We start from the raw sequence: 17,759 nt of genomic DNA on the forward strand, positions 1-17,759 counted from the left end.
TATCACCCGTATCCTCTTCGGAGAGTTGGCGGCGTAACGTACTACCGTGCCCGCGACGTGGTGGACTGGGGGCGGAAATCGAGGAGACGGCACGCCTGGCGTTCCCGGCCGACTACCGCGAGTTCGTGGCCGCCCCTGCGCTCAACCTCCTCCACCTCGACGCTTGGTGGAACGGCCACCCGCTCGCCCGCACCCGAGTCAGTCACTTTGCCCGCCTCGGCTTCTCCCTCGCCGCGTGACCTGTGACCGGGTGCTTCAGTTGGCCCGCTTGGTGCTCAGCCGCCGATCCGCCGGGCGAGGCTGCCTTGTAGGTTCGTTTCCATGGACGATGTGGATCCGCAGATACTCGCCGAGCTGGCTGAGCTCGAAGCTCTCGAAGCGGCGGAGGCGCGAGGGGAGCACCTAGTGCTTCCAGAGAGTCACGTGGCGCCCCCCGCAGAGGGCTGGCTTCCGTGTCCCTGCTGCGGCCACCAGGTATTCGGTGAGCACGGGGGTTATGAGATCTGTGCCGTCTGCTTCTGGGAAGACGATCCGGCGCAGTTGCGTTGGCCGTGGAGCTTTGGCGCCAACGCCGTGTGCCTGGTGGAGGCGCAAGGCAACTTTCAGCGCTTCGGGGCCGTGGAAGAGCGTTTTCTCAAGAATGTGCGGCCTCCTGCGCGTGATGAACCCTTGGACCCTGGGTGGCGTCCGATCGACCCGTCGCGGGACTCCTTCGAAGAGCCAGGCAACAGCGGCAAGTGGCCTGAGGACCCGAGGCTCCTGTACTGGTGGCGCCCCGCCTTCTGGCGGCGCGACGAGCGCCCGGCGCCACCCACTTCTGCGCCTGAGACCTGAGCCGTGGGACAGGTGCCGAACCTGGAGTGGCTCGTCCTCGGGATCGCGCCGCGGTCCGCTCCCGAGGAACTAGCTAGGTCCTGTCTCTCCGGTCGCGAGAGTTGGACCGGGCTGGGGCCGGCCGGCCCCAGCCCTGCTCAACCGACTGGCGGCATCGGTCGGGTTCGTCTCCTGCGCCGGTGAACAGTGCGGCCAGCATCGGTGCGCCGTGAGCCAGCGTCTGGTGCGGCAGGGGGCCTGTGGCGACGAGGGAGGCGAGTCCGTGGCCGATCGTCCAGCTCTGTACGGCCAGTTCCAGCGGGTCGACCTCGTCGTTGAAGCGGCCCTTCGCCTTGGCCCGTTCGATGGCCTGGACGAGACGGTGCAGGGTTTCGTCGGCGGCGCCGGTGTCTTGGAGGTCGAAGTCCGCGTCGAACATGACGCGGTAGAGGTCAGGGTTCTCCAGGGCGTTGACCAGGTAGGCAGCGCCCAGTGCGGCGAGGTCTCGTACCGGGTCCGCGGACTTCTTGACGGTCGCGAGCCGGGCGGCCAGGCGGACGAAACCCTCTTGTCGCGTTGCCTTCCAGAGGCCGTCCATGCCGCCGAAGTAGGTGTAGACAGCCATCGTCGATACGCCGGTTCCGGCGACCAGGGTGCGCAGTGTGACCGGTTGCCTCGTCCGCAGCATCTGTGCGGCCCGGTCGAGCAGCAGGGAGCGGACCGCTGGATCTTTCGTCCTCGCCATGACCCCACGATACATAGCGTCGCTATGCTTTGATGGTGCGGATCTTGCTGCTCCCGATGTCAAGAGGAAGAGGCCGTTCATGTCTGTGACGTTGCTCAATCCCGAGGGATTGCCGAAGCCCGAGGTCTACCGACAGCTGTCGGTCGCCACCGGATCGAAGCTGGTGTTCCTCGCGGGGCAGGTCGCCCGCGATGCCGACGGCCAGCCCGTGGGCCAAGGGGACTTCGCCGCTCAGGTCGAACAGTGCTATCTCAACATCGGCACCGCCCTGACCGCGATCGGCGGCTCCTTCGACGATGTGGCGAAGCTGACCGTCTACGTCGTCGACTGGAGTCCCGAGAAGATGCCGCTGCTGGGTGAGGGCGTGGGCCGGGCGGCAGCGAAACTGGGCATCGATCCGGTCAAGCCGATCACCCTGCTGGGCGTCGCGGCGCTGGGGGAACCGGACCTCCTGGTCGAGGTCGAAGCCACTGCGGTCATCGAATAGCCATAGCACCACGAGTAGGGAGACTCGGGGGCTGACCATGCTGAGTCGGGGGATCTGACGGACGGCGAGTACGGAACCCGGGAGCGGCTCCCGAGGCACGTCCAGTCCGCCGTCGATGCCTTCAAAAGGAGGACGCCGAAGGTCAGTGCGGCGGCTGTCGCCCATGGACGTGCCGCACGGCCTCCTGCAGGGGTGGCGAGCGCGGATATGTCTGTCTCGGCACTGTCACCGCTGCCGCACTCCTCATCCGGTCATCCGGCTCCGATCACGATCGGAGAGACGGGACCTGGGCCACGGGCGGGGAGCGGTGGTCGTCCTGCCCGGTGGACCGGTCGGTGCGCAGGACGACCCGGTCGTCGGCCGTCCGCTCCAGCCGCTCCGCCATGTACCGGCGAGCGGGCTTGCCGCCGGCCGTGCGGACGACGGCACTGTGCGAGACGTCGAGCACGGCCTCGGGCGCGGTGGCGAAATCGGCGGTGACGCGCGCCGCGATCCCCGCGGTGTCGATCCACCGGCCCCGCCGGGCGACGACCACGACGACGAACGACGCGCCGTGGGGAAGGACGACACACTCGGCCACATCCGGCTCCGCCGCCACCACCTGCTCGACGTCCGTGGCGAACAGGTTGACGCCGTTGACCGTGACCCGGTCGTCCCGGCGGCCGCTCAGGTAGAGCCGCCCCGACCGCAGGCAGCCCAGGTCGCCGGTGTCGAACCACGTGCCGCGGTGGTCCGTGGCACCGTCGTAACCGTCGAACAGCGTGCTGCCGCGCAGCTGTACCGCACCGGTCCGTCCGGCGGGGCAGTCGTGCCCCGCCTCGTCCACGACGCGCAGAGCCAGGCCGGGCACCGGGGCGCCGAGACACGCCGTTGTGACCGGCCCGTCCGGACGGAAGCTCGTGGCGTCGTCCACGTACCGGTGCGAGGTGGCCATCAGGACCGCCTCGGCCAGTCCGTAGCCGAACACGAGCGCCTTCGGATCGAACCCCCAGGGCGCTGTCGCGTCGAGGAAGGCGCGCACTGTCGCCCGGCGGATCGGTTCCGCGCCGCAGAACACCGTGCTCCACGCCGCGAACAGCCGGGGGTCGGGCGCCTGCCGGCCGGCCGCCTCCGCGACGCGGGCCGCCACGTAGCGCAGCATGAAGTCGGGAAAGGCGCTGTGCACCCGCTCGGCCTCCCGTATCAGCCGCAGCGCCGCCATCGGCCTGCGCAGGAAGGTGCCCGGCTCCTCGATCACCAGGTCGAGACCCCGGACCAGTGAGGTCAGTACGCCCACCAGCCCCATGTCGTGGTGGAGGGGCAGGGCGATGAGCCCGGCGTGCCCCGCCCGCATTCCGGCGACGGACGCGATGGCCTCGATGTTGCCCAGTACCGCCCGGTTGCTCAGCGGGATGGGCCGGGGTGCCCCGGTGGATCCACTCGTGTACTGGACGAGCGCGAGGTCCTCCGGTCGTCCGGGGGCGGGGGCGGATTCGCGGGCCGGACGGAGCTCCAGGTCGAGTTCGTTCAGGCCCTGCCCCGGGACACGGAAGGAGTGGCGGGCATCCTGCTGCCGCGTCACGGTGGCGAAGTACTGCCCGGTGACCGCGCCGGGGACACGGGGCTTGACCGAGACGGGGACGGCGCCCAGGTGGAGGAGTCCCATCAACGCCAGCACCGACTGGCGGGAACTGCCGGCCCTGAGCACGACCCGGTCCCCGGGGCGCACGCCCTGCCGGGCGAAACCGCCGGCTGCCGCCGAGACCTGCTCGGCGAAGTCGGCATGGCTGAGTTCCTCTCGCCGGGCCGACGTTCCGAAGGTCACTGTCGCTTCCGGGCGGCCCGCCAGTGCGGCGAGTGCCTCCCGCAGGGTGCCGGGGCTGCCCGGGCTCATGTCGTCCTTCCCGTCGTGCCGAGCATGGCGTCCAGGTCGGCTCGGTGGACCCGCTTGGTGTGGCGATCGACCAGTCCCAGACGGACCAGGCCCCTGGCCACCGCCGTGCCGTCCGGCTCCGTGACGTCCTGGGCCAGCGTGAAGCTGTACGCCGACCGCTCTGCCAGGGACGTACGGACGGCCAGGCGTCCCACGGGGTCCCAGTCGACCGCCCGCAGGTAGTCGAGCTGGAGCCGGAGCACCACGGCGACCAGCGGGCTGTGGCGCAGGTCCACACCGTGGGCCAGCCCCCACTCCCAGCGGCCGGTTTCGAGGAGCTGCGCGTACACGCTGTTGTTCAGGTGTCCGGCCCAGTCGAAGTCGTTGGGACGCAGGGCGACTTCGCAGGTGTGCGCCAGGTCGGGTGAGGCCGCGGTGGTCATGGGCACCGTCCTCCGCCCGTCGTCGCCCGGGCCTGGAGCACGACCACCGCGCCGGCCGTGGACCCGGTGTGGCTGATGGACACGGATACGGAGACGTCCCGCTCGGCGCACCAGGCGGCGAGGTCCCCGTGAAGCCGCAACCGGGGCTGCCCGGCCGGGCCGTGCACCACCTCGACCTGGGGGAAGGCGTACGCCGGTGCGTCGCCCGCGTCCTCCAGCGCGCAGAGGGCTTTGACGAAGGCCTCTTTCGCGCTGAACAGCCCCGTCAGGGAGGCGTCCGGGTCGGGGCGAGAACGGCAGTGCGCCCGTTCGGCGGCCGTGAACAGCGTCCCGTTATCGCGCAGATGCCGTTTCCCGCCCAGCTCCGGCACGGACTGCAGATCGAATCCGGTCGACGTCGTTGGTGCGGAGACTGGCGAAGTAGGCACGTTTGAGGTCCTCGTAGGATCGGGTTTCGATGCCGGTCACTTCCCGGACCAGGGCGAACACGCTGGTCAGTTTCTGCGCGTGGACCGAGCCCTCGTGCAGCGCGTCGTCGCCGAGGGCGAACTCGTCCTCGCCGGACCGGGTCCGTTCCCACCAGTTCACGTAGCCCTGGCGTCGGGTCTGCGCGTCGCGGGCCGAGCCGAACGTCTCTCCGCCGTCGGGGCGTACCCAGGTGTACGCCATGGACAGCACGTCCTTGACGGGGTACACGCCGGACTCGACGAGGGCCTTGGCGAACGAGGCGAAGTACTGCCGGTGCTGGACCTCGTCCTTCATGATGGTGCGGAAGACGTCGCGTACCAGCGCGTCCTCGGTGGTGCGCGACTGCCACCCGTAGGAGACGCATGCCTCGATCTCCACGCAGGCCTGCAGCACGCACACGCGCGCGTAGTTGTCGGTGGGGAAGGCTCCCCGGTGCTCCACGACCTCCGCCTCGTCGATCGGGTCGATGCCGGCCATCTCCATGAGGCGCCCGAACGCCACTTCGTGGTGGGCCTCCTCCTCCAGCCAGTAGCGTGCCGACCAGGCCGCGGCGGCGTGCAGGACGTCACTGCCCAGGGGGTTGGACTCGCGGATCTCGGCGGCGAGTGCGACGCCGTCCACGGCGAGCCTGATGCCGGCCGGCTGCGTCGTGAGTTCGGCCCGGGCCGCGTGCCACAGGGCGGCTTTGTCCCCGGGGCCGGGCCGGGAGAGCCGGCGGCCGTCGAAGAGCGCGTCGGTCGACCAGCGACGCTGCTCGTGATAGCTCTGCTGGACGCGCAGCACATCGCTGACGGTGGCGCCCGCGCGGAGTTCCCCGACGATGTCGGTCATGATCAGCATGGAGCAGGCCTTCCGTTCAGGAGGAGCTGGGAGCGAGTTGCTCGGCGAGGGCCACGACGACGTCCTCCGCGGTGTGGTCGAGCGTCATCGTGGGCAGTTCGACGTCCTCTTCCACACCGACGTCGGCCATCGCTCCCGCGAACGCGTCGAGCAGGTCGATGGAGTTGATGGCGGTCGGGGAGGTCACCAGGACGGTGGACAGCGGCTGTCCGGCGAACACCTCCTGGGGAGCCAGGCCGAGGCGCCGGGCGACATGGATTCTGAGTTCGGCGAGCATGGGTGCCTCCGTGCGTGTCGGGCGAGCGGCTACAGGGCTGCGGGCACGGACCAGTCGGGGGACCGGCCCAGTGCCGTCAGGACGAGGTCCAGCGTTCTGGCGCCCGGCGTCGCGGTCAGGGCGGGACGGAAGAGCGCGTCCCGGCCGAGCCGGCGTTCGTCGTCCGGGACGCGCAGCGCGAAGACCAGCGCGGCCTCCGCGACGTCCTGGTCCGGGGTGTAGGGAAGGCCGAGTGCCCGGGCGGCGTCCCAGCCGTGGACCACGTAGTCCAGGAAGTGGAAGCCGATGGCCACCGAGGCCGGGAAGCGTCTGCCGGTGCTGATCTCGGGCAGGCTGAACTCCCGCGTCAGCACGTCCGGTCGGGAGAAGGCGTCGATGGCGGTCCAGGCCGCGGCGCGGTACACCGGCAGCGGGTCGTCCCCGAGGTCGCTCGGTTGCCAGACGGTGAGGTCGTCCCCGCCGCCGGTCGCGGCGTCCGCGAATCCGTGGTGCTGGCCCGCCATGTGGGCGACGAGTCGGCCGAGCGTCCAGTCGGCGCAGGGAGTGGGCGAGCCCCAGTCCTCGGGACTCGCCTGCTGCAGGATGCGTACGGTCTCCAGCACCGCCGTCCGGTCGAGCTTCCGGATGTCCATGCGGTCCCTTTCGGCAGGAGATGGTCCGCACGAGACATTAGCACGATCGTGCGTATAGTTTTAGTGGGGCGGGCATTCCGTTGGAGGAGAGAAAGAGGAGGGGGAGGGGCCGGGGGTGTCCCGTCCGCTCCCGCCTCGTCCCGGGCTCCGCCGCGGCTACGCGGCCGGTTCGCGGGCCTGCGCCTCGATGAACCCGGTCAGCCTGCGCACACCCTCGGTGATCTGACTGGGCGACAGTGCGCTGCACGACAGCCGGAGTTGGTTCCGTCCGCCGCCGTCGAGGTAGAAGTCGCTCATCGGCGTCCACAGCACCCCGAAGCTGCGGGCGGAGTGTTCCAGCGCCTTGCCGTCGGCTGCGAACGGGACGTCGAGGACGAGGAAGAACCCGCCGTCGGGCTCGTTCCAGCGCACGCCGAGAGCCTGGCGGCGCTCGGCCGGAAGGTGCCGGTCCAGCTCGGCCAGCAGGGTGTCGAGGTTGGTCCGGTACGCGGCGATGGACTCCGCGTTGGCCGCGCGCAGCCGGCAGCCGGACTCGACGAGCAGCCCGCCTATGACGGCCTGGGCGACTGCCGAGGTGTTCACCGTCGTCATGCTCTTGATCTTCGACAACTCGTCGGCGAGCAGGGAGCGCCGTCCGGTCGGGCCGACCACCTCCTGGTCGGCGACGACGTATCCGACACGGGCCCCGGGCAGCGCCGTCTTGGCGAACGACCCGAGGTGCAGCACTCGGCGCCCGCGGTCCAGCGCCTTGAGCGTCAAACGAGGAGACCCGGCCCGGACGAAGAACCCATACGGGTCGTCCTCCAGAATGAGCAGGTCCTCCGCCTCCGCGATCTCCAGCAGCCGCTCGCGTGCGGGGCCGGACATGCTCGCGCCGGACGGGTTGGCGAAGTCCGGCACCACGTACAGGGCGCGGGGACGTCCCCCCGCCGCGCGGGTGCGGTGGACGGCGGTCAGGATCGCGGCGGGGTCCGGGCCGTCGGGGCCCTCCGGTACGGGGCGCACCGCGATGTCGAGCAGCCGGGCCGCCCCGGTGACCCCGACGTAGCAGGGAGAACTGACGAGCAGGGTGTCCTCGGGCCGCGCGAACAGGGCCCGCAGGGTGAGCAGCATCGCCTCCTGGCAGCCGGTCGTCACCACCACGGCCTGCGGACTCACATGGATCTGCTCGTCGTTGGCGAGGGTGCGGGCCACGAGGTCGTGGATGATGCCGTTGGTGCGGCCGTACTGGAAGAGCTGGGTGCGCACCCGGTCCGGGGACCAGCCCAGGTCCCGCTCGAGGTGATCCGTGTAGGCCTGGAGGTACCGGGTCAGGTCCGCCACCTGGAAGCCGCCCTCCCGCGGACGGCCCGGGGCGAAAGAGAGCGCGTCGGGGAAGCGTGCCACCACCTCGTTGAGGAAGTTCATCGCGTCCAGCACGGGGTCCGTGAGCGAGGCGTGCAGATCGTCCAGGGACAGCGCGGGGGCGTGTGCGGCGAGTGCGGTGTCGTCCACGGGTTCAGCCTCCCGTCGGGGTCGATGCCGGGGTCGGGGCCAGGGCGGTGCGCAGGAAACCGGCGGCTTGCTCGTGCGCGCCGCGGCCGGCGTCGAGTGTGCCCGCCATCGCGAAGAACCCGTGGACCGTCCCGGGGTAGCGCCTGGCCTCGACGGGGACGCCGCTGTCCCGCAGGCGCTGGGCGTAGCTCTCGCCCTCGTCCCGCAGCGGGTCGTACTCGGCGGTGATCACCAGCGCCGGCGGCAGGGCGGAGTGGTCGTCGGCGCGCAGTGGCGACGCCAGGGGGTGGGCCGCGTCCTCGGGGGCGGCCAGGTAGTTGTCCCAGTACCACCGGACGGACTTGTCGTTGAAGAGCAGCGGGTCGGTGTTCTCCCGGTACGACGGCGTGTCCGCCAGGCCGTCGGTGTTCGGGTAGACGAGTACCTGGGCGCGAAGCGCCGGGCCGCCCGCGTCGCGGGCCATCAGGGTCACCGCGGCGGCGAGGTTGCCTCCCGCGCTGTCGCCCGCGACGGCCAGTCGGTCCGCGTCCCCGTTCCACCGGCCGGCGTGCTCGGCGACCCACCGAAGTCCGGCGAAGCAGTCGTCGGGGGCGGCGGGGAACCTGTGCTCCGGGGCGAGCCGGTAGCCGACGGCGACGGTGAGACAGCCGGCCGCGTTCGCGAGGCTCCGGCAGATGGCGTCGCCGGTGTCCAGCGAGCCCAGGGTCCAGCCGCCGCCGAAGAAGTAGACGAGGACGGGGAGCGGTCCCTCGGCCGAGGGGCGGTAGACCCGGACGGGAAGTGGTCCGGCCGGGCCCGGCATCGAGGTGTCGACCACCTGCTGAACCGGCTCGGGTGTTCCGGCGCCGGCCTGGACGGCGGCCAGGTCGGCCGCGCGTGCCTCGGCGAGGGTCATGGTGTACAGGGGGCGCACACGCTGTTCCGCGCGCCGGTCGTAAAGGTCCTGCAGCTGTGGATCGAGTCGCATGATGTCTCCGGGCCGTGTCGAGGTCCGCGATGGCGCGGCCGTGTGTCAAGGTCTGTCGGGCTGCCACAACGGGTTCGTCGCGGCGTCGCGCAGGCGGCTGAGGGCTCCCGCGGCCGCCCGGCCGTAACAGGTGAAGTTGTCGTGCAGTACGGATTCGGCGTTGGCCATCTCCAGCAGGGCGATGAGTTCGAAGGCGAGCTGTGCCGCATCGACGGCCACGCGCACCTCTCCTGCCACCTTCGCCTCGTCGATCGTCTGTTCCACGAGGGTGAACCAGCTGCTGTGCGCCCTGGCGACCGCCTCGTGGACCTTGCCCTCGCGCGCGTCGTACTCGGCAGAGACCGAGTAGAAGAAACAGCCGCCCGGGAAGACCCGCCGCTCGGAGTAGGTCAGCCAGTTGCGGCACAGGCACCACACCCGGGCGAGGCCGACGGGCAGATCGCGGGCGGGCTGCACCACGTGCTGGATGTAGATCTTTATGGCGGTGCGCACGGTGGCGAGCTGCAGCTCCTCCTTGGAGCCGAACAGGGCGAACACACCGCTCTTGCTGATGGCGAGCTCGTTCGCCAGACGGCCGAGCGACAGCCCTTCGAGCCCTTCGACCGAGGCGATGGCGACCGCTCGCTCGAGGATCGTGCGCCGTGTCTGGTTGCCCCGCTCGGTCCGTCCGTCCGTGCGTGTCGTCGTCAAGGAACACCTCCTGTTTCTCCCGCCCGCCGCTTCGTCGGCGGGCCTCCCACCTCACAATGTGGACGACCGTGCGGACATGTGGGAGAGTTCGGTTAGTGTACGCACGTGCGGTTAGTTATGTGTACCGGTCTGTGCGCGGGGATGAACTGTGACGGGGGAAGTCTGCGGTGGTGTCGTTGACCCTTCACGAGTACGAGGCGGCTGCCAGGGAGCGGTTGCCCAGATCCGTATGGGACTTCTTCGCGGGCGGAAGCGGGAGTGAGTCGATGCTCTCGGCCGGGCGCGAGGCGCTCGACCGACTGCGGCTGCGGCCGCGCTGCCTCGTCGACGTCTCGGACTGCGACCCCGGGGTGTCGCTGCTGGGGGCGCCACTGGCGGCCCCCGTGGGGGTGGCCCCCATGGCCTACCATCAACTCGCCCATCCCGAAGGGGAGGTGGCGACGGCCCGGGCCGCGGGAACGGCGGGCGCGCTCTTCACGGTCAGTATGTTCGCCAGCCGTACCCTGGAGGACATCGCGGCGGCGGCGGACGGCCCGTTGTGGCTGCAGTTGTACTGGCTTCGACGCCGCGAGCCGATGATCGACCTGATTCGCCGGGCGGAGGCGGCCGGATACCGGGCGCTCGTCCTCACGGTCGACGCGCCGCGGGTCGCCCACCGCCCCAGGGACGTGCGCAACGGGTTCGCCGTGCCCGAGGGGGTCCGTGCCGTCAACGTCGACGCCTCGGTCATGTCCGCCTCGCACGGCGGACGGGCCGGCCGGTCCGCCATCGCGCGGCACGCTCGGGAGCAGTTCGACGCCTCCATCACCTGGGAGGACCTGGCGTGGCTCCGTGAACACACTTCTCTGCCACTGGTTCTGAAAGGAATCCTGACCGCGGAAGACGCCGAAATCGCCGTGAAGCACGGAGTCGAGGCGATCGTCGTGTCGAATCACGGTGGGCGGCAGCTGGATTTCGCGCTGTCCGCCGTCGAGGCCCTTCCCGAGATCTCCGGGGTCGTCTCCGGGAGATGCCGACTCATTCTGGACGGTTCCATCAGGCACGGCGCCGACATTGCCAAGGCGCTGTGCCTGGGTGCGGACGCCGTCTTTGTCGGGCGTCCGGTCCTCTGGGGCCTGGCGCATTCCGGAGAAGCCGGTGCGGCTGCCGTACTTCGGCTGCTCGGCGAAGAATTCGAAGAGGTCATGGCGCTGATGGGCGCCCCTCGTGCCCGGCTGCTCGGCCCCTCGGGAGTCACCGGAAACTGATCTACGCACTTCTGCGGGTCAGGCGCGCCATTCGTTGGTCTTCCCGACGGCGAATGGCCCTCTGGCATTTCCTTATTCCGAAGTGACCAAGATGTTTCGGTTCGAGAGAGATTCCGCTTGATTACTCGAAAGTAGTGAGCAACGATGATTAAGCCGCAGGAGAACGGTGAGCGGTAGTTGCCTCCGACAGGCCCGCCGGACAGAGTGGTCCGTGGCCGGCCGTGTCGTTCTGAATTTTCGATGGGTGGGGATTTCAGTGGGGGAAACGGTGCCCCAAAGGCCCGTTTGTTTTGAAGGCGCCTGGGTTGACGACATCTTACTCGCCGGGGACGGGCGGGAGAACGTACTGCATATCGGCCGCTCCATCAGCCGCGCGGAACTCCGCCGCCTCGTCCAGGACGAGCAGGAACGCTTCAGGGCGGCCGGTCTGACCACGGGCGGCACGCTGGCGGTGCGCATGCCCCCCTCGGAGGGCTGTGTCGTCGCCATGCTCGCCGGCTGGCGCCAAGGCGCCCAGGTGGCACTGATCGACCACCGGCTGACCACCTACGAGGTGGGCAGGGCCGTCGCACGCCTCGCACCCCAACTGGTCGTGGAGCCAGTCGAGGAGGTCACCGGACGGCTCCGCGGATACTTCGACGTCCGCGGGCGCGTCCTTCCACTGCCCGCCGGCCGGCCGGCCGCCACGCCGCACGCCCTGCTGCAGCTGAGCTCCGGTTCGACCGGCCCCTCCAAGGTGATCGGCCGCACGGTCGCCAGTCTGCTCGCCGAGCTGGACCGGTACGCGCAGCTGGACGGGTTCCCCCGCCGGGGCGAACGGTGCGTGGTGCTGGCCTCCGTCGTCCACGTACTCGGGCTGGTGGGCGGACTGCTGCACGGCCTGGCGTCCGGCACCCAGGTGGTGCTGCCCGGCATGCAGACCGTCGACGGAGTACTCAAGGCCGTCGCGGCGGGGGACGAGCCGACGACCCTCCTCGGAGTGCCCTCCCAGGCCGCGCTCCTGGCCGCGGCGCAGTCACCGCCCCGGCTGCCCGGACTGCGCCGGATGATCGTCGGCGGCGAACTCGTCAAGGCGGAGACCAGGGAGCGGTTCGTCCGAGGCTACGGCGCCGAGCTGGGCGCCATGTACGGCATGACCGAGGCCGGTGTCATCGCCACCGACCTCGACGGATCGACGAGTCCCGCGCTGACTCCGGCACCGGGCATGAGGGTGCGGGTCGAGGACGGGCAGATTCTGCTCGGACTGCCCCAGACACCGTATGTGGGACCGGCCGACCCGGCCCGCTACCTGGACGGCTGGCTGCGCACCAAGGACGCCGGCGTCATCGACGACGCCACCGGACTGCTGACGGTGCACGGCCGCCTCGACTCGCAGGTCTCCATCGGCGGGTTGAAGGTGGACCTGCGCGAGGTCGAGGCCGCCATCTCCGCGCTGCCGGGCGTCACCGACGCCGTCGTCGTGCACGGCACCGGCATCGAGGCCTTCGTCACCGTGACGGATCAGCGCGTCGGCGAGGGCCTGGCCGAATCCGTCGCCACCCGCCTCGCGGCGTACAAGAGACCGCGCAGACTGCACGTCCTTGACGAACTCCCGCGCACCGTCACCGGCAAACCGGTACGGGACGCCGAAGCCCTGCGCACTGCCGCACGGTCGGCGGCCCCGGCGTGACCGCGTCAGCCGGGCGGCACCGACGCCACCCGGTGTACCAGGACCCGGACACCACGCTCGACCGGGCCGCCGTCCTTACCATCGCCCACGGCGACACCGATGACATGCCGGTTCCGGTCGACCAGCGCCGCCGCCGAGGCGACACCACGGGCACCGGGCAGCGCGCGCGGCACCGGCATTCGCTCGCCGTCCGGGGGCCACTGCGCGGCGAGGGGCACCCGGCGGCTCATGCCACCCGCGCGCAGCCCGAGGCCGAGCGCCTTGCCGACCGCCTCCTTCTGGGTCCACAGCCACAGGAACGCCGCTGACCGGTCGGCCTCGGGCAGCTCGCCGATCCAGGCCGCCTCGGCGTCGTGCAGCCACGCACGCGCCAGCGCGTCCGCGCGCAGTCCTCGTACCACTTCCACATCCACACCCACCGGGCCCGCGGCGGTCAGCGCGACCGCGAGCGCCCCACGGGCATGAGCCACGCTGACCCGCAGCGTCCGGCCGGCGCCGCCGAGGAACGGCCTGCCGCTCGGCTCATGCTCCAACCAGATCTCGGACGACGGGACGCCGAGCATCGCTGCCGCGGTCCGCAGCAGCAGCGTGCGCGCCTGTCGGCGTTCGTCCCCGTCCGTGGTGCACCACAGCACCGTCACCGTGTCCGGGGCCAGTCCCGGGTGCCAGTCCATGAGAGGGAGTCAATCAAATGTCCGCCGAAGTCGAGAAGTTCGTCATCGAAGCCCTGAGGAACATGAACTACGACGTCTCGGAAGTCACCGGCGACACCCCGCTGGGGCCGGCCGGCCTGGACCTGGAGTCGCTCTCCGTCGCCGAGGTCGCCATCCAGGTCGAGGACACCTACGGCGTGAAGTTCGAGGAGGACGAGATGGAGACCGTCGCGCTCCTGACCGTGTCCGGCCTCGTCAAGGAGATCGTCGACCGGGCGTCCGCCGCTGCCGCGGCCAAGTGAACGCCCGGCCGGCCCCGGCCTGACACACGCTCCTTCCTGACCGGCCCGGACGCCCGCGGCGGACGGCGGCGGGCAGGGAGGAGCGGCACGCCGTTCGCCAAGAGTCCGATCCAGAGTGGAGAGACGGGGAATGAATTCCAAGAACGAACGCGCGGAGCTCGCCGCCGACCAACGGCTGGGCGTGGGCAACGTGGTGACCACGCTCGTCGAGCGCGGCACCGGCCTCGACACGCCGACACTTACCTTCGACACCGATGTGGACGGCCACCCGGCCTGGCAGGCACTGTCGCTGGCCGCGCTGGGGGACCGGGTCGCCGCCCGCGCGGCCGCGCTGCACGCGCTCGGCATTCGCCCCCGGGACCCGGTCGCGGTGTGGGTGACCAACGGCGCCGACCAGGTCCTCGGCTACCTGGCGCTCGCCCGGATCGGCGCGATACCCGCCCTGGTCAACGGCAGGCTGCCCGCCGAACAGGCCGCCGAGTACATCCGGCGACTGCGTGCCGTGGCCGTCGTCGCGGACTCCCCGCACCAGGACGCCCTGACCGCGGCCGGGACCACGGCACCTTCGTTCGTGGACCCGGCCACGCTCGGCAAGGGCGACCCGGCCCAGGCACCCGCCCCCTACCGGCACCACGCCGGCGAACCGGTGGTGATCACGCACTCCTCCGGGACCACCGGCCTGCCCAAGGCCGTGACCCACTCGCACCACAGCCTGTTCGCGGCCATCCGGCACCGCCTCTCCCTGCCCAAGGGACAGGGCCTGGACCGGATGCTGGGCGCCCTGCCGTCGGCACACGCGGCCACCGTCATCGCGGTGAACCTCGCGCTGACCAACCGGGCCCAACTGGCCGTACTGTCGGCGCAGTCCGGTCCGGTGGTGCTGGACGCGATCGAGGCCTGGCAGCCGCAGAGCGTTCTCGGATTCGCCGCCGTCTGGTCGGAACTGGCCGGCGAGGACCTCTCGTCCCGCGATCTCGCGTCGGTGCGCACCTGGTGGAACACCGGGGACTGCGCGCACGAGGCCCATATCCGCCGGCTCGTCGCCGTCGGCTCCCGGGAGACCGTCACCGCCCAGGGGCGGGTGCGCCGTACCGGCTCCTTCTTCGTGGACGGCCTCGGCTCGTCGGAGATGGGACACTCCCAGTTCTTCATCACGCACACGCCCGACACCGACCGCTATGGACGGTGCATCGGCAAGCCGCACGCGTTCTCGGACGTGGCGGTCGTCGGCGACGACGGGGAACGGCTCGGCGCGGGCCAGGTGGGACAGCTCGCCATCAGCGCGCCGACGCTGTCCCTCGGTTACTGGAACGACTCGGTGACCACCTACCGCACCCGCAAGGACGGCTACTTCCTCACCGGCGACCTCGTCCGTCACGACGAGGACGGCTACTACTACCACGTCGACCGGGCGGTGGACGCCGTGGACGTCGGTGACGGAACCAGGCTGTACACGATGCTGTGTGAGGAGCGAGTCCTCGCACGCTGCGCCGACGTGCTCGAATGCACCGTCGTCGCGGTCCCCTCCGACGGCGGCGCCGTCACGTCCGTCCTGCTCGTGCTCGACCCGAAGGCCGATCGGGGAACCGACCGCACAGCCGAGGTGCTGGCCGCCCTGGAGCCCCACGTGGCCCGCACGGTCGAGCGTGTGGTGGTGGTCGACCCGGACCGGCTCCCGCTCGGAGCGACCGGCAAGGTACGCAAGTTCCTGCTGCGGCAACGCTTCCTCGACGGGGAGCTGCTCGGCCGGGAGACCACCGGGTCGCGGGTGGCCGTCCGATGACCGCGGACACCGCACGGCCGGGAGCCGTCATCACGGGGCTGGGCACCTTCTCCCCCCTCGGACGCGGCGCCGCCGACCTGTTCGACGCCCTCAGCCACGGCAAGTCCGGCCTGCGCACACCGCCGCCCGGACACCTCCTGGACGGGACCGTGAGCGTGGCAGGCATCGCTCCGGACATCGAGGCCCATGAGGTGCTGCCCCCGAGCGAGGGCCGGCTCGTCGACCGCTACGCCCTGATGGCCCTCGCCGCGGCCGACGACGCGCTGGCCGACGCGGGGCTCGTCGTCGGCCGGGACGTCGACCCGCACCGGGTCGCGGTGATCGTGTCCAGTGGTGCCGGTGGCCTCACCACGTACGAGGCCCAGGCCCACGACCGCGTCCAGCGCGGCCGGACCGCGGTCAGCCCCTACCTGCTGCCGGGAATGCTGCCGAACATGGCGGCCGCGCGCATCGCCATCAAGCACGGCATCCGCGGCTGGAGTTCGGCCATGGCCACCGCGTGCGCCGCCGGTGCCCACGCGGTGGCGGAGGCGGCCCGCCTGATCCGGTACGGCGAGGCCGACGTGGTGGTGTGCGGCGGAGCCGAAGCGCCCCTCAACCCCACCTCCGCGCTCGCCTTCGCGCACGCCCGGGCACTGGCGAGCGGCTGGGACGACCCCGAGGCGGCCAGCCGGCCCTTCGACCGGCGACGCAACGGCTTCGTCCTCGCCGAAGGCGCGGGCGTGCTGGTCGTCGAACGCGCCGGGCACGCGGACGGACGCGGCGCGGCGGGCTACGCCGACCTGCTCGGCTGGGGCGCCACGACCGACGCCCACCGGCCCACCACGCCACGCCCCGACGGCGAGGGCGCGGCGCACAGCATGCGCGGGGCGCTGAAAACCTCCGGACTCGCGCCCGAGGACGTCGGATATGTCAACGCCCACGGCACCGCCACGAAGCTCGGCGACGTCGCGGAGAGCAAGGCCGTTCGCGCGGTGTTCGGCGCCCGGACGCCCGCCGTCAGCAGCACCAAGTCGATGACCGGCCACCTCCTGGGGGGCTCGGGAGCGGTGGAAGCCGCAGTCTGCGCCCTCGCCGTGTCGCGGGGTGTGCTGCCGCCCACCCACAACCTCGACGAGGTGGACCCCGAGTGCGACCTGGACCACGTGCGGGGCCAGGCGCGGCACGGACGGATCGAGGCCGCGATCTCCAACTCGTTCGCGTTCGGCGGCCACAACGTCAGCCTGCTCATCGGTACCGCCGGCACCCGTAAGAAACGCTAGAGAGGGATCATCGTGAACATCGGAGCAGTCGATCACGTCGAGTTCTACGTCGGAGACGCCCAGCAGGCGGCGTTCTACCTGTGCACCGCGTTCGGATTCAGGGTGCGCGGCCAGGCGGGGCCCGAGACCGGCCATGTCGACCGGCGCTCGCTGCTGTTGAGCCAGGGCGGCATCGACCTCGTGCTCACCTCCGCGCTCTCCTCCGAGCACCCGGCGGCCGAGTACGTCACCCGGCACGGCGACGGCGTGGCCAACATCGCCTTCGAGGTGACCGACGCCGCCGGTGCCTTCGACGCGGCGGTCGAGCAGGGTGCCGCCGTCGTCGAGGAGCCCGAGGTCCACCGCCGCGGCGGCACCGAGGTCGTCACGGCCGGCGTGTCCGGTTTCGGCGACGTCGCCCACCGCTTCGTGCAGCGGACCGGCGACCGGGCGGACTTCCTGCCCGGGGTGGTGGAGATCTTCGCCGCCGACCCCGAGGAGAGCGAGCAACTGCTGCACACCGTGGACCACGCCGCGATCTGCCTGCCCGCCGGAGAGCTGCGGCCGACGGTCGCCTACTACGAACGGGTCTTCGGGTTCCGGCAGATCTTCGAGGAGTTCATCGAGGTCGGTGACCAGGCGATGGACTCCAAGGTGGTGCAGAGCGCCTCCGGCGAGGTCACCTTCACGCTCATCGAGCCGGTGACGGATCGTCGGCCCGGTCAGATCGACACCTTCCTGGAGCGGCACGGTGGCGCCGGCGTGCAGCACCTCGCCCTGCTCACCGACGACATCGTCACCACCGTCCCGGCCATGGAGGCCCGCGGGGTGACCTTCCTGGAGACTCCCGACGCCTACTACGACGAACTCACGGACCGCCTGGGCCGTCCCGACCTGAGGCTCGAGGACCTGCGGCGCACCAACGTCCTGGTCGACCGGGACCACTGGGGCCAGGTCTTCCAGATCTTCACCCAGTCCATGCACGTGCGGCGGACCTTCTTCTGGGAGGTCATCGACCGGCACGGGGCACGAACCTTCGGCAGCGGCAACATCAAGGCTCTCTACGAGGCGGTCGCCAGGGAGAAGACACCCGCCTGACTCCGGCCGCACCCGCGCGACCGCGCCGACCCCCCGCTCCCACCGTCATCTGTGAGGA

General features: G+C 71.0%; 19 protein-coding genes. 8 read left to right on the top strand and 11 right to left on the bottom strand.

What is annotated here, in order from left to right:
* The first annotated feature begins 321 nt into the window (after positions 1–321).
* Entirely contained in the window at positions 322–834 is a 513-nt protein-coding gene (locus QC283_RS07180; protein WP_279560520.1) for a CPCC family cysteine-rich protein, read from the top strand.
* A gap of 73 nt (positions 835–907) precedes the next feature.
* On the opposite strand, the gene QC283_RS07185 is transcribed toward QC283_RS07180, so the two are convergent.
* A complete protein-coding gene (locus tag QC283_RS07185) occupies positions 908–1,558 on the bottom strand; it encodes a TetR/AcrR family transcriptional regulator (protein ID WP_279560521.1) in 651 nt (216 codons plus the stop codon).
* Positions 1,559–1,637: 79 nt separating this feature from the next.
* Between QC283_RS07185 and QC283_RS07190 the strand changes: the two genes are divergently transcribed.
* Complete coding sequence (locus QC283_RS07190) at positions 1,638–2,045, top strand: RidA family protein (RefSeq protein ID WP_279560522.1); 408 nt, start codon at positions 1,638–1,640, stop codon at positions 2,043–2,045.
* Between the two features lie 265 nt (positions 2,046–2,310).
* Here the strand turns inward: QC283_RS07190 and QC283_RS07195 are convergent, their stop codons facing one another.
* The 9 genes from QC283_RS07195 to QC283_RS07235 form a co-directional block, all read right to left on the bottom strand.
* Positions 2,311–3,918, bottom strand: coding sequence for an AMP-binding protein (locus tag QC283_RS07195; protein WP_279560523.1), 1,608 nt, complete (start codon positions 3,916–3,918; stop codon positions 2,311–2,313).
* Complete coding sequence (locus tag QC283_RS07200; RefSeq protein ID WP_279560524.1) at positions 3,915–4,340, bottom strand: acyl-CoA thioesterase; 426 nt, start codon at positions 4,338–4,340, stop codon at positions 3,915–3,917. The genes QC283_RS07195 and QC283_RS07200 overlap by 4 nt, the downstream gene beginning before the upstream one ends.
* On the bottom strand, positions 4,337–4,711 hold the full coding sequence (locus QC283_RS07205) for a holo-ACP synthase (RefSeq protein ID WP_279560525.1): 375 nt from the start codon (positions 4,709–4,711) through the stop codon (positions 4,337–4,339). The genes QC283_RS07200 and QC283_RS07205 overlap by 4 nt, the downstream gene beginning before the upstream one ends.
* Positions 4,674–5,648 (bottom strand): hypothetical protein, encoded by a 975-nt coding sequence (locus QC283_RS07210; RefSeq protein WP_279560526.1) that lies wholly within the window; start codon positions 5,646–5,648, stop codon positions 4,674–4,676. The genes QC283_RS07205 and QC283_RS07210 overlap by 38 nt, the downstream gene beginning before the upstream one ends.
* A 16-nt stretch (positions 5,649–5,664) precedes the next feature.
* Entirely contained in the window at positions 5,665–5,925 is a 261-nt protein-coding gene (locus QC283_RS07215; RefSeq protein ID WP_279560527.1) for a hypothetical protein, read from the bottom strand.
* A gap of 29 nt (positions 5,926–5,954) precedes the next feature.
* Positions 5,955–6,557, bottom strand: a complete 603-nt coding sequence (locus tag QC283_RS07220; RefSeq protein ID WP_279560528.1) for a TIGR03086 family metal-binding protein — start codon at positions 6,555–6,557, stop codon at positions 5,955–5,957.
* Positions 6,558–6,713: 156 nt separating this feature from the next.
* Entirely contained in the window at positions 6,714–8,051 is a 1,338-nt protein-coding gene (locus QC283_RS07225) for an aminotransferase-like domain-containing protein (protein WP_279560529.1), read from the bottom strand.
* A 4-nt stretch (positions 8,052–8,055) separates the two neighbouring features.
* Positions 8,056–9,018, bottom strand: coding sequence for an alpha/beta hydrolase (locus tag QC283_RS07230; RefSeq protein ID WP_279560530.1), 963 nt, complete (start codon positions 9,016–9,018; stop codon positions 8,056–8,058).
* A 45-nt stretch (positions 9,019–9,063) separates the two neighbouring features.
* Positions 9,064–9,708, bottom strand: a complete 645-nt coding sequence (locus QC283_RS07235; protein WP_279560531.1) for a TetR/AcrR family transcriptional regulator — start codon at positions 9,706–9,708, stop codon at positions 9,064–9,066.
* Positions 9,709–9,878: 170 nt separating this feature from the next.
* Here QC283_RS07235 and QC283_RS07240 point away from each other — a divergent pair, with 170 nt between their 5' ends.
* Entirely contained in the window at positions 9,879–10,955 is a 1,077-nt protein-coding gene (locus tag QC283_RS07240; protein WP_279560532.1) for an alpha-hydroxy acid oxidase, read from the top strand.
* 268 nt (positions 10,956–11,223) lie between these two features.
* Positions 11,224–12,624 carry a class I adenylate-forming enzyme family protein gene (locus tag QC283_RS07245; RefSeq protein ID WP_279560533.1) on the top strand — a complete coding sequence of 467 codons (1,401 nt, stop codon included), beginning with the start codon at positions 11,224–11,226 and terminating at the stop codon, positions 12,622–12,624.
* Positions 12,625–12,629: 5 nt separating this feature from the next.
* On the opposite strand, the gene QC283_RS07250 is transcribed toward QC283_RS07245, so the two are convergent.
* Entirely contained in the window at positions 12,630–13,298 is a 669-nt protein-coding gene (locus tag QC283_RS07250) for a 4'-phosphopantetheinyl transferase family protein (RefSeq protein ID WP_279560534.1), read from the bottom strand.
* A gap of 17 nt (positions 13,299–13,315) precedes the next feature.
* Between QC283_RS07250 and QC283_RS07255 the strand changes: the two genes are divergently transcribed.
* From QC283_RS07255 to hppD, 4 genes are all read left to right on the top strand, one after another.
* The gene (locus QC283_RS07255) at positions 13,316–13,579 is read left to right on the top strand and encodes an acyl carrier protein (RefSeq protein WP_279560535.1); all 264 of its coding nucleotides are present in this window, start codon (positions 13,316–13,318) and stop codon (positions 13,577–13,579) included.
* Positions 13,580–13,709: 130 nt separating this feature from the next.
* A complete protein-coding gene (locus QC283_RS07260) occupies positions 13,710–15,362 on the top strand; it encodes a class I adenylate-forming enzyme family protein (protein ID WP_279560536.1) in 1,653 nt (550 codons plus the stop codon).
* The gene (locus tag QC283_RS07265; protein WP_279560537.1) at positions 15,359–16,624 is read left to right on the top strand and encodes a beta-ketoacyl-[acyl-carrier-protein] synthase family protein; all 1,266 of its coding nucleotides are present in this window, start codon (positions 15,359–15,361) and stop codon (positions 16,622–16,624) included. Before QC283_RS07260 ends, QC283_RS07265 begins: the two co-directional genes overlap by 4 nt.
* A gap of 12 nt (positions 16,625–16,636) precedes the next feature.
* Positions 16,637–17,701, top strand: coding sequence for a 4-hydroxyphenylpyruvate dioxygenase (hppD, locus tag QC283_RS07270; RefSeq protein ID WP_279560538.1), 1,065 nt, complete (start codon positions 16,637–16,639; stop codon positions 17,699–17,701).
* The last annotated feature ends 58 nt before the right edge of the window (positions 17,702–17,759 follow it).

The organism is Streptomyces sp. DH41, assembly GCF_029813785.1.
In the GTDB taxonomy this organism is placed as follows: Bacteria; Actinomycetota; Actinomycetes; order Streptomycetales; family Streptomycetaceae; genus Streptomyces.

What these genes read in the sequence shown, in the direction of transcription:
- QC283_RS07180 (WP_279560520.1), top strand. Translation starts at nt 322, where the DNA reads ATGGACGATGTGGATCCGCAGATACTCGCCGAGCTGGCTGAGCTCGAA.
- QC283_RS07185 (WP_279560521.1), bottom strand. Translation starts at nt 1,558, where the DNA reads ATGGCGAGGACGAAAGATCCAGCGGTCCGCTCCCTGCTGCTCGACCGG.
- QC283_RS07190 (WP_279560522.1), top strand. Translation starts at nt 1,638, where the DNA reads ATGTCTGTGACGTTGCTCAATCCCGAGGGATTGCCGAAGCCCGAGGTC.
- QC283_RS07195 (WP_279560523.1), bottom strand. Translation starts at nt 3,918, where the DNA reads ATGAGCCCGGGCAGCCCCGGCACCCTGCGGGAGGCACTCGCCGCACTG.
- QC283_RS07200 (WP_279560524.1), bottom strand. Translation starts at nt 4,340, where the DNA reads ATGACCACCGCGGCCTCACCCGACCTGGCGCACACCTGCGAAGTCGCC.
- QC283_RS07210 (WP_279560526.1), bottom strand. Translation starts at nt 5,648, where the DNA reads ATGCTGATCATGACCGACATCGTCGGGGAACTCCGCGCGGGCGCCACC.
- QC283_RS07215 (WP_279560527.1), bottom strand. Translation starts at nt 5,925, where the DNA reads ATGCTCGCCGAACTCAGAATCCATGTCGCCCGGCGCCTCGGCCTGGCT.
- QC283_RS07220 (WP_279560528.1), bottom strand. Translation starts at nt 6,557, where the DNA reads ATGGACATCCGGAAGCTCGACCGGACGGCGGTGCTGGAGACCGTACGC.
- QC283_RS07230 (WP_279560530.1), bottom strand. Translation starts at nt 9,018, where the DNA reads ATGCGACTCGATCCACAGCTGCAGGACCTTTACGACCGGCGCGCGGAA.
- QC283_RS07250 (WP_279560534.1), bottom strand. Translation starts at nt 13,298, where the DNA reads ATGGACTGGCACCCGGGACTGGCCCCGGACACGGTGACGGTGCTGTGG.
- QC283_RS07255 (WP_279560535.1), top strand. Translation starts at nt 13,316, where the DNA reads ATGTCCGCCGAAGTCGAGAAGTTCGTCATCGAAGCCCTGAGGAACATG.
- QC283_RS07260 (WP_279560536.1), top strand. Translation starts at nt 13,710, where the DNA reads ATGAATTCCAAGAACGAACGCGCGGAGCTCGCCGCCGACCAACGGCTG.
- QC283_RS07265 (WP_279560537.1), top strand. Translation starts at nt 15,359, where the DNA reads ATGACCGCGGACACCGCACGGCCGGGAGCCGTCATCACGGGGCTGGGC.